Here is a 12,275-nt window from a genome sequence, read left to right on the forward strand (position 1 = left end):
CCGCATCGCCAAACGCCTGGGCGTGAAATAGTCCCCAACGCGCCCCACAGATACATCTGCAGGCGCGTTGGGCGGGGTCTCTCACCCGATGAACCACCGCATCGGCACCAGCACGATCGATGGAAACAGCACCATCAGGAACATCACCGCGAACTGCGCCACCATGAACGGGATCACGCCCCGCGTCACGTCGTCCATGCGCATCTTGCCCACGCCCGCCACCACGTTCAGCACCGTGCCCACGGGTGGTGTGATGAGCCCGATGGCGTTGTTGATGATGAACAGCACGCCGAAGTAGACCGGGTCGATGCCTGCCGCCTTCACCACCGGCATCAGCACGGGCGTGAGGATGAGGATGGTGGGCGTCATGTCCATGGCGGTGCCCACGGCCATCACCAGCACCATGATGGCGATGAGCAGCAGCGTGGGGTGTTCCATCAAGGGCTTGAGCAGGCTCACCAGTTGACGCGGGATATCCGCCACGGTGATGAGCCAGGCGCTGACCATGGCGGCCGCCACCAGGAACATGATCACCGCCGTGGTCTTGGCGGCGCTAATGAATACGTCGGTGAGCTGGCGCCAGTGCAGCTCGCGGTAGACCAGAGTGGCCACCAGCAGCGCATAGACCGCCGCCACCGCCGCCGCTTCGGTGGGGGTGAACACGCCCATCTTCAGGCCCACGATCACGATCACCGGCAGGAACAGTGCCCAGGTCGATTCCCTGAGCGCCTGCAGCTTTTCGGCGGTGGAGGCTTTGGGTGGCGGTGTGACGTTTTCGCGCTGGGAGACCCAGTACCAGGTGATGGCAATCGCCACTCCCATCAGCAGCCCCGGCACGATGCCCGCCAGGAACAGCTTGCTGATCGACACGTTGGCCGCCACGCCAAACACCACGAAGCCGATGGAGGGCGGAATCACCGGCGCGATGATGCCCGCTGAAGCGATGAGCCCGCCCGCTCGTGCCTTGTCGTGCCCGGCCTTCACCATCATGGGCAGCAGCAGTGCTGCCAGTGCCGCCGTGTCTGCCACGGCGGAGCCCGACAGCGCCGCCAGCATGCAGGCCGCCAGGATGGCAACGAACCCCAGCCCGCCCCGCTTGTGCCCCACCAGCGTGAGCGCGAGCTTGACGATGCGCTGCGACAGCCCACCCACGTTCATGATCTCGCCCGCCAGCATGAAGAAGGGCACGGCCAGCAGCGGAAAACTGTCCGCGCCGTTGATCACGTTCTGCGCCAGGATCTGCGCGTCGAACAGGTCCAGGTGCCACATCAGGGCCGCGCCGGACACGAGCAGCGCGTACGCAATCGGCACGCCGATGGCCATGGCGGCCAGCAGGGAGCCGAGGAAGATAAAAACGGTCATGAAAGAGCGCTCCAGGTCATTGCGGTGGGGGGCTCACTGGCGTGAGGCCATGGGCGCGGGGGCTGTGTGCGGCAACTGGCTGCCCACGGCGGCCAGTTCTTCGGATTCGGAGATCTGCACCAGCTCGCTGTCCGGCATCTGCCCCGACACAATCCGCCACAGGTCCAGCGCCAGCAGCAGCCCCGCCGCCACGGCAAACACCACACCCGACGCATAGAAGATGGCCATGGATGCACCGGTGACTGGTGCATCCACATCCCAGTTGATGCGCGCCTGTGCCAGCGCGCCGCTGAAGAGCAGCCAGGTGCACCAGATCATCAGCGCGTAGCTGATGGCGAGGCAGATGCGCTGACCCAGCGGCGGCAGGCGCGCCAGCAGAAAGTCCGTGCCCAGGTGGCCCCGCTCGCGCACCGCCACGATGGCGCCCAGGAAGGTGATCCACACAAACAGCCAGCGCGACACCTCCTCGCTGATGGCGATGCCGGAGTTGAACGCGTAGCGCAGCACCACGTTGCCAAACACCATCACCACCATCGCGGCCAGCGCCAGGGCAATGAGCAGGTTGATCCAGCGGCAGCAGCGGTCGATGAAGGCATTGAGCATGGGGTTGTCTCCTGTTTTCTTTTGACTCAGAGCGCTGTGCCCTGCAGCAGCCCGCGCTGCGCCAGGTTGGCCATGAAGGCGCGCAGGCCAAAGCGCCAGGGCGGCGCGGCCTCGCTGTGCGCCACGCGGTTGTGCAGCCCACCCAGCCAGGCGCTCTGGATGGACACCAGGTCGCCCAGGTGGTGGGTGAAGCCGCCGCCCGGCTGGTCGCGGTCTTCGATGGGGGCGAACAGCGTGCCCATGAACAGCACGAACCCGTCCGGGTACTGGTGCGCGGCCAGGGTCTGTGCCACCAAGTCGGTGGGGTCGCGGCTGATGCTGGCCATGGTGTTGATGCCGCGCAGCTCAAAGCCGTCCGCGCCAGCTACACGCAGGTGCACGGTTTCATTGCGCACCTGCTCCAGCCCGAAGCTGCCGTCAAACAGGCGGATGAATGGGCCCAGGGCGCACGACGCGTTGTTGTCCTTGGCCTTGCCCAGCAGCAGGGCGCTGCGGCCCTCGATGTCGCGCAGGTTCACGTCGTTGCCCAGCGTGGCGCCCACGATCTGGCCCCGGCTGTTCACCGCCAGCACCACCTCGGGCTCGGGGTTGTTCCAGGCCGAGTCGGAGCGGATGCCGATGTCGTCGCCGCAGCCCACCGAGGCCAGCACCGGCGCCTTGGTGAACACCTCGGCATCGGGGCCAATGCCCACCTCCAGGTATTGCGACCACAGGCCTTTGTCTTGCAACAGCGCTTTCAGGCGCATGGCCTCGGGCGAGCCCGGGCGGATGTCCGCCAGGTTCTCGCCAATCAGGCCGATCACCTGGCTGCGCAGGCCCTGCGCGCGGGTGGCGTCGCCGCGCGCCTGCTCTTCGATCACGCGCTCGATGAGGCTGGCCGCAAACGTCACGCCCGCCGCCTTCACCACCTGCAGGTCGCACGGGGCCAGCAGCCAGGGGCGGCTGGCGTCACGCGTGCCGGGCAGGCTGTTCGCCAGCAGGTCTTCCACGCTGCACAGGTACTGGCCGGTGGCACTGCGCACAGCCTCTGCCGGCGCCAGGGTGTCGAGCAGCGTGCTCATGGTGGGGTAGTGCGCGCTGAGGTCAAACACACCTTCGGGCCGCAGTGCCACCACGGCCGGGCCGGGCACGGCACCATTGGGCACCCACACCCGGCCCACCAGCGTGCCTTGCAGGCCGTCGTCGGGAAGCACTTGCAATGCGGCCTGGGGCGCACGGGCCCGTTCGGCAACTGCCGCTGCCGTCATGTTGTTCATGGAAAGTCCTTTGAAAAAAGCCGGGTGAGCGCGAGTGCCCCACCTGGTCGTTGTCAGTGGTTGTGGCGTGGCGTCTTTTCGGAAATGCGCTGAAATTCCAGCGCAAAGTCCAGCGTGGCGCCATCGGCCAGTTGCCCCGTTTTCTCGCGGTACAGCGCCTCCCAGGGCGACTGGCTCGCGGGCACGGGTGGGGCGGGCAGGTCGCGTTGTCGGCGCGCGATTTCCTCGGGGGCGACCAGCGCCTCGCAGCGACCGGTGTTCAGGTCGATGCGGATGGTGTCGCCGCTTTGCAGCCAGGACAGGCCCCCGCCCACGGCGCTCTCGGGCGATGCGTTGAGGATGGAAGGGCTGTCTGCCGTGCCTGACTGGCGTCCGTCCCCCAGCGTGGGCAGGGTGTTGATGCCACGCCGGATCAGCGCATCGGGCGGCTGCATGTTCACCACTTCGGCCGAGCCCGGCCAGCCGATGGGGCCCGCGCCGCGCATCACCAGGATGCAGCCTTCGTCGATGTTCAGTGCCGGGTCGTTGATGCGGGCGTGGTAGTCGTCCGCGCCTTCAAACACTACAGCACGGGCTTCAAAGATGCCTTCCGCGCCCGGCTGGCTGAGGTAGCGCTGGCGAAAGGCTTCGGAGATCACCGAGGTCTTCATGATCCCGAAGTCGAACAGGTTGCCGCTGAGCACCATGAACCCCGCCTTGTGCATGAGCGGGTTGCTGAAGGGGCGGATCACCTCACGGTCGTGGGTCTCGCGGCCTTGCAGGTTCTCGCCCACCGTCTTGCCGGTCACGCTGGCGCAGTCGGCATGCAGTTTGCCGGCCTGCTGCAGCTCCCACATCAGCGCGGGCACGCCGCCTGCGCGGAAGAAGCGTTCACCCAGAAACTGCCCCGCAGGCTGCATGTTCAGCAGCAGGGGCAGGTCGTAGGCGTGGTTGGTCCAGTCTTGCGCGTCCAGCTGCACGCCCGCGTGGCGCGCCATGGCCATGATGTGCACCTGCGCGTTGCTGCTGCCGCCCGCCACGCTCACCACTGACAGCGCGTTCAAGAAACTTTCCCGCGTCAGGATGCGGGAGGGGCGCAGGTCTTCGTACGCCATCTCCACGATGCGCCGCCCGGTCTCGTAGGCCATCTGGCCGCGTTCGCGGTAGGGCGCAGGAATAGCCGCGCAGCCCGGCAGCGAAAGCCCCAGCGCCTCGGCCACCGCGTTCATGGTCGATGCCGTGCCCATGGTGTTGCAGTGCCCGGCCGAGGGCGCGCTGTTGCAGGCGCGTTGTAGAAATTCTTCTTCGTCAATCTCGCCCGCCGCGAGCTGGCGGCGGCTGCGCCAGATCACGGTGCCCGAGCCCACCAGTTGCCCTTCGTGCCAGCCATCGAGCATCGGCCCGCCCGAGAGCACGATGGCCGGGATGTCCACCGTGGACGCGGCCATGATGCCCGCAGGCGTGGTCTTGTCGCAGCCCGTGGTCAGCACCACGGCATCAATGGGGTAGCCGTACAGGATCTCCACCAGCCCCAGGTAGGCCAGGTTGCGGTCCAGCGCGGCGGTGGGGCGGCGGCAGTTTTCAAAGATGGGGTGCACGGGGAACTCCATCGGTATGCCACCTGCATCGCGGATGCCGTCGCGCACGCGGCGCGCCAGGTCCAGGTGGATGCGGTTGCAGGGCGACAGGTCACTGCCCGTCTGCGCAATGCCGATGATGGGCCGGCCCGAGCGCAGCTCTTCGGGCGTGAGCCCGTAGTTCATGAACCGCTCCAGGTACAGCGCGGTCATGTCCGAGCGCTCGGGGGCGGCAAACCATTCGCGGGAGCGGAAGGGGCGGCGGGGTGTTTGGGTCATGGGGTCGGGGCGTCGCAAAAGAGGGGCTGGGCGCAGCTGGAAGCTGCGCCCAGGGGAACGAACCAAGCGCTTACTTGCTGCCCCGCGCCTTGGCCAGCTCGCCCATCATTTCGCTGGTGGTCTCTTCACCAAACTCCTTGCCGTACTTGGCCAGCACGGGCTGCAGCTTGGTGCGCAGCTTGGCCTGCTCGGCGGCGGGCAGCTCGGTGATCTGCATACCCGCCTTCTTCAGCTCGCCCAGGGCGGTTTCGCTGAAGGCGCGGATGGTCTTGCGCTCGAACAGCGTGGCCTCGCGCGCAGCCTCCTGCACGATCTTCCTTTCGTCGGCCGACAGGCCGTCCCAGGTCTTCTTGGAGATGAGCAGCACCCAGGCGCTGTACATGTGGCGCGACAGCACCAGGTGCTTTTGCACCTCATAGAACTTGCTGGCCAGGATGGTGGCGGGCGGGTTTTCCTGCCCGTCCACGGCAGACTGCTCCATGGCCGTGTACAGCTCGGTGAACGGCATGGGCGTGGCGTTGGTGCCCAGTGCGTTGAAGGTGTCCAGGAACAGGGGGCTCTGGATCACGCGCAGCTTCAGGCCCGCCAGGTCGTCCGCCTTGTTGATGGGGCGGCGCGAGTTGGTCACATGGCGGAAGCCGTTTTCCCAGAAGCCCAGGCCGATCAGGCCCTTGTCGGGCAGCATGGCCAGCAGCTTCTGGCCGAAGGGGCCGTCGAGCAAGGCGTCGGCTTCTGCCTCGGTGTTGAAGGTGAGCGGCAGGTTCAGCACACCAAAGGGCTTGATCAGCGACATCAGCGTGGACGAGTCCGGAATCGTCATCTCCAGTGTGCCGCCGCGCAGGGCCGAGGTCATGCTCACGTCGTTGCCCAGCGCGCCGCTGGCAAACAGCTTGGCGTTCATCTTGCCGCCGCTCTTGGCCTGCAGGCGCTCGGCAAAGTGGCGCACGGCCTGGGCCTGCGGGTGGTCGTCGCTCAGGCCGATGCCGACCTTGAAGGTGTGTTCCTTGACTTGGGCCGCGACGGGTGCGGTAAGGGCGGCCAGCAGCGTGGCGGCAAGCGCCAAGGATTTGGCGAGGGAATGGAATTGCATGGTGTCTTGTCTCCGTTGGAATGGCGGGACCCCGCTGGCGAGGCCGTCGGCGTATGCAGCTTTTTGGCAAGCCGTCATGAACGCAAAGCGAAGGTTAGGTTTCGCGCCCCTGCGGGTCCACTGAATGTTTTGCGACAATCCATTCCAAACGCTTATGAGTCCAGACGAATTTCCGGGTAAACCCTTGTCTTTGGCGCAGGCCTGCGCGCGGCTGCGCTTTCGGCATTTGCAGTTTCTGGACATCCTGGGCCGTACGCGCAACCTGCGGCTCACGGCCGAGCAGATGCATGTCACGCAGCCTGCGGCGACCAAGATCCTCATGGACATCGAGGAGATCCTGGAGGCGCGCTTGTTCGACCGCCTTTCGCGCGGCATGCGGCCCAACGAGCTGGGGCTTTTTACGCTGCGCTACGCCAGCGCGGCGCTCGATGGGCAGCGCAAGTTTGTCGACGAGTTCAACGCCCTCAAGCAGGGCGGCCATGGCCATGTGACGGTGGGGGCGATCACCGGCTCGGCCGCGCATGTGCTGGTGGCCTCGGTGGTGGAGATCCACCGCCTGCGGCCCCTCTTGGTCATCAAGATCCTGGAGCAGAGCAGCGACCAGCTCATCGCCTGGCTGGCCGAGCGCAAGATCGACCTGATGATCGGCCGCTTCACCACCGAGGACCAGCGCAGCCAATTCCACTACGAGCACCTGTCCGCCGAGCCGCTGCATGTGGTGGGCGGACAGCACCACCCGCTGCGCGGCGCCACCGACCTGTCGCTGACCGAGCTGGCGCACTGGCCCTGGATTCTGTACCCCGCCTCCACGGCGGTGCGCAAGGTGTCGGACGACCTGTTCGGTGGCGCGGGCCTGGCGCTCACGGCGGGGGTGGTGGAGACGCCTTCCTTTTTGTTTGCGCTGGAGCTGATGAACACCACCCACATGATGTCGCTGCAGCCCGCCGCGCTGATCCAGAAATATGTGGACCGGGGGCTGCTCTCGCGCATCCCCGTCGAGCTGCCCAACCGCATGCCCAGCTATGGCCTCATCACCCGCCTGGGCGAGCCGCCCACACCCTCGGCACAGGCCTTTATCGACGTGCTGCGCGACACGGCGGGTGTGGCGCCGGACGTTGTGGGGGAGTGACCAGGCCCGCGCTATGCCTGGCCTCTTTCGATAACCAATGGTTATTGGAAATTGGGGCGGCCAGGCCCTGCCGTTATGCTCTGCGCCCTTTCCCGCAACCCAGGCCTTTTTCTCCATGACCGACGCACCCGACACGCCCGACACCATCCAGGAACCCCGCTGCTGGAGCGATGGGCGCTGGATGGCGCAGGTCATCAAGAACGAAGACGACGATGGCTGGGCCGTGTCCATGACGCTGAAGGGCGAGGCCGAACCCGCACTGGTGGGCCCCTGGACCATGGGCCGCGACAAGAAGAACCCCAAGCCGCTCGATGTGTCGGCCTTCCACACCCTGGTCAAGACCGCGAGCGAAGTGGTGCGCCGCCATGAGCAGCAGTTGCATGCGCAGCTGAACAAGAGCGTGCACATCACCACCGCAGACGGCCAGCGCCTGCGCGTGGCGCTGGCCATCGTGCCCGATGAGGAAGGCGCCACGGCCACGCTGAGCGCGCAGGACGAGCTGGGTGAAGAGGTTGCCCGTGCGTCCGCGCCGCCCACCTTCAAGCTCACGCCCGCCAGCGCAGCGGCCTGGGCCGAAGGCGGGTTTCAGCGCGTGCGCTGAGCAGACTTCGGCATTCAATACAGCCCACAGCCGCAGAAACCGGCACTGCCAGTGCAGGCAATCGCCTGCGCGACGGCGTACTGCGTGCCCGCCGCCTAAAATCCCACCCGTCGGCCCCGGATGACCTTCGGGGCCGACAGCGTTCTCAGGGCGGGGCGGAATTCCCCACCGGCGGTATTTGTTGGCTGAAAAGCCCGCAAGAGCCCGCGAGCGCCTGCGGTGCCGTTCTTCGGATCGGCCTGCAGGGTCAGCAGATCTGGTGCGAAACCAGAGCCGACGGTCACAGTCCGGATGAAAGAGATCGCGAAACCCACAGCTCCCGCCATGGGTGGCTGGGCCCTCGGCGTTTGCCTTCGTGTTTACTCGCACGCTGGCGTGGCGCAGGGCCTGCGCCGCCCTGTGCAGGCGCCGTGTTCGCGCGCGCCCTGATTCTGGTATGACCTGTTTTGAGGAACCCATGAATCAGTCTTCTTCACCTTCCGTTTCCCCCCTGGCTCCCGTCGCCGCCCACCGTGGCGCCCGCGTGGCCATCATCAGTGCCAGCTGGCACCAGGACATCGTGCACCAGGCCCGCGACGCGGCCCTGGCCGAGTTTGACCGCCACGGCCTGCCCCCCGCGCAGGTGGCGCTGTTCGATGTGCCCGGTGCGTTCGAGATTCCGCTGCTGGCACGCAAGCTCGCGCGCAGCGGGCGCTACGACGCCATCGTGGCCTGTGCGTTGGTGGTCAACGGCGGCATCTACCGCCACGAGTTCGTCACCACCGCTGTCATCGACGGCCTGATGCGCGTGCAGCTCGACACCGAGGTGCCCGTGATGTCGGCCGTGCTCACGCCGCGCGACTTCCACGACCACGAGGACCACGTGCGCTTCTTCCGCGAGCATTTTGTGAAGAAGGGCACCGAGGTGGCCCAGGCCTGCCTGCAGACCATGGCCTACCTGCGCAAGCTGGCCTCGCCCACGCTGGCCACCGTGCAGCAGGCAACCCCTGCGCTGGCTGAAGCCTGAGAAGGCGCCAGTTGCTACTATTTATGTAGCTGTTGGCACATGATGCACTAGCGCTTCAAGCCGATTAGGCTTGAAATGGCTGCTCCGCTTCAGCCTGCGGCCAACCGGGGCTGGTGATGGCCCGGCGTGGGCATGCTGGCCTGTCTGGGGGTGTTGGCGTCGGTGTCTGCCAGCCGGAACACCGCCACTGCCTGCACCAGCTGCTGCGCCTGCACCTTGAGGCTGTCGGCGGCGGCGGCGCTCTGTTCGACCAGCGCGGCGTTCTGCTGCGTGGCCTGGTCCATTTCGGTGATGGCGTCCCCTACCTGGGCGACACCTGCGCTTTGCTCGCTGCTCGCGGCGCTGATCTCGCCCACGATGTCGGTCACGCGGCGGATGGCGCTCACCACCTGGTTCATCGTGGCGCCTGCCTTGTCCACCAGCGTGGTGCCCAGTTCCACGCGCTCCACGCTGGCGTGGATCAGGGTCTTGATCTCCTTGGCGGCCTCGGCACTGCGCTGCGCGAGGCTACGCACCTCGCCCGCCACCACGGCAAAGCCCCGGCCTTGTTCGCCGGCGCGGGCGGCTTCCACAGCCGCGTTCAGCGCCAGGATGTTGGTCTGGAAGGCGATGCCATCGATCACGCTGATGATGTCGGCGATCTTGCGGCTGCTGTCGTTGATGCCCCACCACATCACCGCCCTGCACGGCCACGGTGCTGGCGCTCACGGCCAGCTGGTTGGCGGTGCGCGCGTTTTCGGCGTTGGCCTGCACGGTGGAGCTGAGTTCTTCCATCGATGCCGATGTTTGCTCCAGCGCGCTGGCCTGCTGTTCGGTGCGGGCGCTCAGGTCGTTGTTGCCCTGTGCGATTTCGGTGCTGGCGGCGGCCACGCTGTCGGCGTTGTTGCGCACATTGCTCACCACGTGCGACAGGCTGATCTGCATGTCGTGCAAGGCATTGAGCAGCAGTGCGATCTCGTCCTTGCCCTGCACGTGCCGCGCCACCGTCAGGTCGCCGCTGGCCACGGCCTGCGACACGCGCACCGCGTTGTCCAGCGGGTTCACCACGGTGCGGCTGAAGGCAATGGCGCCTGCTATGCCCAGCGCGCACACCACCAGCATCACCACCAGGCTGATGGTGGTGGCCCGCTGCGCAGTGGCGGCGGCACGTTCGGCCACGGCGCTGCTGGCCTTGGCGATCAGGTCGCCTGCCTGGTCCAGCAGTTGTGAGGGCTCGCGGTCCATGCCCGCCACGGCCTTGTCGCCCGCTTGCGGGTCGTGGTCGGCCGCCTTGAAGGCTTCAAACCCCTTGCGGTAGGCGGTGCCCATGCGTTCGTGGGCCTGGGCAAACTGCAACACGCGTTCGCGGCCCTCCCCAGGAGGCAGGGCGGCTACGAGCTTTTGCGCCTCGTCCTTGATGGCCTGTTCCTGCTTTTCAAACGCGGCCCAGTAGCGCGTGAGCTGGGCCGGGTCCTTGCCGCGCAGCAGCACGTTTTTCCATTCCTGCACCTGCACCTTGAAGTTGTTGAGCATGCCCGCCGCCATGCGCTCGTGCTCGAAGCTTTGGGCCACGGTGGTCTGATAGGTGTCGAGCGCCTGGTTCAGGCGGCTGATGCCAAACAGGGCCGCTGCAAACAGCAATAGCAGCGACACGGTGAAGGCCAGGGGGAGCTTGAGGCTGAGCTTCATGAGGAACTCCTTGAGGGTCCAGAAACGCCGCAGTGCTGGGCCATGGGCCCAGCACCCTGGTCCAGCGGCGCGCCGTGCGCGGGGCCGCAGACAGGGTGTCTTTGGGATTATGGAGACGGATGTAATTTTTTGTACATGTCTTTTTTGCCGTGGGCCGAGGCAAGCGGGCTCCGTCAGTCGCACGCTTTGTCATCCGATGGATAGCGAATAGCGCATAGCGCGAGCCAGATAAGCGCCAGGGGCCGATGCAATGCAGACAGCACAAACAAAACGGCCTTGCCGGTGAGGGCAAGGCCGTGCAGTGGTCAGGGCATGGCGCAGGCCGATGCCGCGAGGGTCTGGCTACAAAACCCCGCTGGCCCGCAGTGCCGCGATGCGCGCTGGGTCCAGCCCCATCTCGCGCAGCACCTCGTCGGTGTGCTGGCCCAGTGCCGGCGGCGCATTGCGCAGCACGGGTGGGGTGGCCGACAGGCGCAGCGGGCTGGCCACACCGGTGATCTGCAACACGTTGTCGGTGGCGGCCTCGCCGTCCTTCCATCGCGGCAGCGTCACGGCCAGGCCACGGGCCTGCACCTGCGCGTCGTCAAACGCCTGGGCGATGGTGTTGATGGGGCCGCAGGGTACGGCTTTGTCTTCCAGCAGCGCGATCCAGTCGGCTGTGGTGCGCGTGCGGGTCACGGCTTCCATGGCGGGGATCAGCGCGGTGCGGTTTTGCACGCGCAGGGTGTTGGTCGCAAAGCGCGGGTCGCTGGCCCACTGGGGCTGCTCGGCGGCGGCGCAAAAGCGCTGGAACTGGCCGTCGTTGCCGATGGCCAGCAGCATGTTGCCGTCCTGCGTGGGGAAGTCCTGGTAGGGCGCGAGGCTGGGGTGGCTGTTGCCCATGCGGCCAGGCGCCTTGCCGGTGGCGAGGAACCCCGAGGCCTGGTTGGCCAGCACCGCCATGCCCACGTCCAGCAGCGCCATGTCGATGTGCTGGCCCTGGCCGGTGCCATTGGTGGCGTTGTCGCGCACGTGCAGCGCGGCCAGGATGGCGTTGCTGGCATACAGGCCGGTGAACAGGTCAATGACGGCCACGCCCACCCGCATCGGGCCGCCGCCGGGTTGGCTGTCGGCCTGGCCGGTGATGCTCATCAGGCCGGTCATGGCCTGCACCATGAGGTCGTAGCCCGCACGCTCGGCGTAGGGTCCGTCCTGCCCGAAGCCGGTGACGGAGCAGTAGATGAGGCGGGGGTTGAGCGCGCGCAGGCTCTCGTGGTCCAGGCCGTATTGCTTGAGGCCACCGACCTTGAAGTTTTCCACCACGATGTCCGCCTCTTGCGCCATCTGCTTGATGAGCGCCTGGCCCTCGGGCGAGGCCATGTCGATGGTGACGGAGCGCTTGTTGCGGTTGCAGGCGGTGTAGTAGCTGGCCTGGTTGGTGTCGTTGCCCTCGGCGTCTTTCAAGAAGGGCGGGCCCCACTGGCGCGTGTCGTCGCCCACGCCGGGGCGCTCCACCTTGACCACGTCCGCGCCCAGGTCGGCCAGAACCTGCGTGCACCATGGCCCGGCCAGCACGCGGGAGAGGTCGAGCACCTTGATGCCTGCGAGGGCGCCGGGGGAGGTAGAGGGGGTGGTCATGGTGTGGTGTACTATGAAATTGATAGCTGTCAGCGCATGATTGACTAGCGCTACAAGGCAAAAACACCGCAAAGGCGGTGTTTTTGCCGGTTTTCGGAGCGCAGGCCG

9 protein-coding genes, 1 pseudogene and 1 riboswitch are annotated in these 12,275 nt (G+C 66.7%); of the genes and pseudogenes, 3 read left to right on the forward strand and 7 right to left on the reverse strand.

The genetic code is table 11. From position 1 onward, the window contains the following. Window positions 1-81 precede the first annotated feature (81 nt). From ASC83_RS19845 to ASC83_RS19865, 5 genes are all read right to left on the reverse strand, one after another. Window positions 82-1,362, reverse strand: a complete 1,281-nt coding sequence (locus ASC83_RS19845) for a TRAP transporter large permease subunit (RefSeq protein WP_056066747.1) — start codon at window positions 1,360-1,362, stop codon at window positions 82-84. Window positions 1,363-1,395: 33 nt separating this feature from the next. Then, a complete protein-coding gene (locus tag ASC83_RS19850) occupies window positions 1,396-1,965 on the reverse strand; it encodes a TRAP transporter small permease (RefSeq protein ID WP_056066749.1) in 570 nt (189 codons plus the stop codon). A 26-nt stretch (window positions 1,966-1,991) separates the two neighbouring features. After that, a complete protein-coding gene (locus ASC83_RS19855; protein WP_200938986.1) occupies window positions 1,992-3,221 on the reverse strand; it encodes a fumarylacetoacetate hydrolase family protein in 1,230 nt (409 codons plus the stop codon). A gap of 53 nt (window positions 3,222-3,274) precedes the next feature. Beyond that, complete coding sequence (locus ASC83_RS19860) at window positions 3,275-5,056, reverse strand: IlvD/Edd family dehydratase (protein WP_056066754.1); 1,782 nt, start codon at window positions 5,054-5,056, stop codon at window positions 3,275-3,277. A 70-nt stretch (window positions 5,057-5,126) separates the two neighbouring features. After that, a complete protein-coding gene (locus tag ASC83_RS19865; protein WP_056066757.1) occupies window positions 5,127-6,146 on the reverse strand; it encodes a TRAP transporter substrate-binding protein in 1,020 nt (339 codons plus the stop codon). Between the two features lie 154 nt (window positions 6,147-6,300). On the opposite strand from ASC83_RS19865, the gene ASC83_RS19870 reads away from it, so the two are divergent. The 3 genes from ASC83_RS19870 to ASC83_RS19880 all read left to right on the forward strand — a co-directional run bounded on the left by ASC83_RS19870 (window position 6,301) and on the right by ASC83_RS19880 (window position 8,882). After that, complete coding sequence (locus ASC83_RS19870; RefSeq protein WP_056066760.1) at window positions 6,301-7,275, forward strand: LysR family transcriptional regulator; 975 nt, start codon at window positions 6,301-6,303, stop codon at window positions 7,273-7,275. A 115-nt stretch (window positions 7,276-7,390) separates the two neighbouring features. After that, the gene (locus ASC83_RS19875; RefSeq protein ID WP_056066763.1) at window positions 7,391-7,876 is read left to right on the forward strand and encodes a hypothetical protein; all 486 of its coding nucleotides are present in this window, start codon (window positions 7,391-7,393) and stop codon (window positions 7,874-7,876) included. Between the two features lie 137 nt (window positions 7,877-8,013). Further along, a riboswitch (FMN riboswitch) is annotated at window positions 8,014-8,183 on the forward strand. Between the two features lie 150 nt (window positions 8,184-8,333). Next, window positions 8,334-8,882 (forward strand): 6,7-dimethyl-8-ribityllumazine synthase, encoded by a 549-nt coding sequence (locus ASC83_RS19880; protein ID WP_056066768.1) that lies wholly within the window; start codon window positions 8,334-8,336, stop codon window positions 8,880-8,882. An 89-nt stretch (window positions 8,883-8,971) separates the two neighbouring features. On the opposite strand, the pseudogene ASC83_RS19885 reads toward ASC83_RS19880, so the two are convergent. Together ASC83_RS19885 and ASC83_RS19890 are read right to left on the reverse strand one after the other, a co-directional pair. Further along, window positions 8,972-10,550: pseudogene (locus tag ASC83_RS19885) on the reverse strand (methyl-accepting chemotaxis protein). Between the two features lie 342 nt (window positions 10,551-10,892). Beyond that, window positions 10,893-12,167, reverse strand: coding sequence for a CaiB/BaiF CoA-transferase family protein (locus tag ASC83_RS19890; protein WP_056066771.1), 1,275 nt, complete (start codon window positions 12,165-12,167; stop codon window positions 10,893-10,895). Window positions 12,168-12,275: the final 108 nt, after the last annotated feature.

The organism is Acidovorax sp. Root402 (assembly GCF_001425125.1).
GTDB lineage: Bacteria > Pseudomonadota > Gammaproteobacteria > Burkholderiales > Burkholderiaceae_C > Acidovorax > Acidovorax delafieldii.

Bases quoted from the DNA above. Each gene is read 5' to 3' on its own strand.
- ASC83_RS19845 (WP_056066747.1), bottom strand. From the start codon at position 1,362: ATGACCGTTTTTATCTTCCTCGGCTCCCTGCTGGCCGCCATGGCCATC.
- ASC83_RS19850 (WP_056066749.1), bottom strand. From the start codon at position 1,965: ATGCTCAATGCCTTCATCGACCGCTGCTGCCGCTGGATCAACCTGCTC.
- ASC83_RS19855 (WP_200938986.1), bottom strand. From the start codon at position 3,221: ATGAACAACATGACGGCAGCGGCAGTTGCCGAACGGGCCCGTGCGCCC.
- ASC83_RS19860 (WP_056066754.1), bottom strand. From the start codon at position 5,056: ATGACCCAAACACCCCGCCGCCCCTTCCGCTCCCGCGAATGGTTTGCC.
- ASC83_RS19865 (WP_056066757.1), bottom strand. From the start codon at position 6,146: ATGCAATTCCATTCCCTCGCCAAATCCTTGGCGCTTGCCGCCACGCTG.
- ASC83_RS19870 (WP_056066760.1), top strand. From the start codon at position 6,301: ATGAGTCCAGACGAATTTCCGGGTAAACCCTTGTCTTTGGCGCAGGCC.
- ASC83_RS19875 (WP_056066763.1), top strand. From the start codon at position 7,391: ATGACCGACGCACCCGACACGCCCGACACCATCCAGGAACCCCGCTGC.
- ASC83_RS19880 (WP_056066768.1), top strand. From the start codon at position 8,334: ATGAATCAGTCTTCTTCACCTTCCGTTTCCCCCCTGGCTCCCGTCGCC.
- ASC83_RS19890 (WP_056066771.1), bottom strand. From the start codon at position 12,167: ATGACCACCCCCTCTACCTCCCCCGGCGCCCTCGCAGGCATCAAGGTG.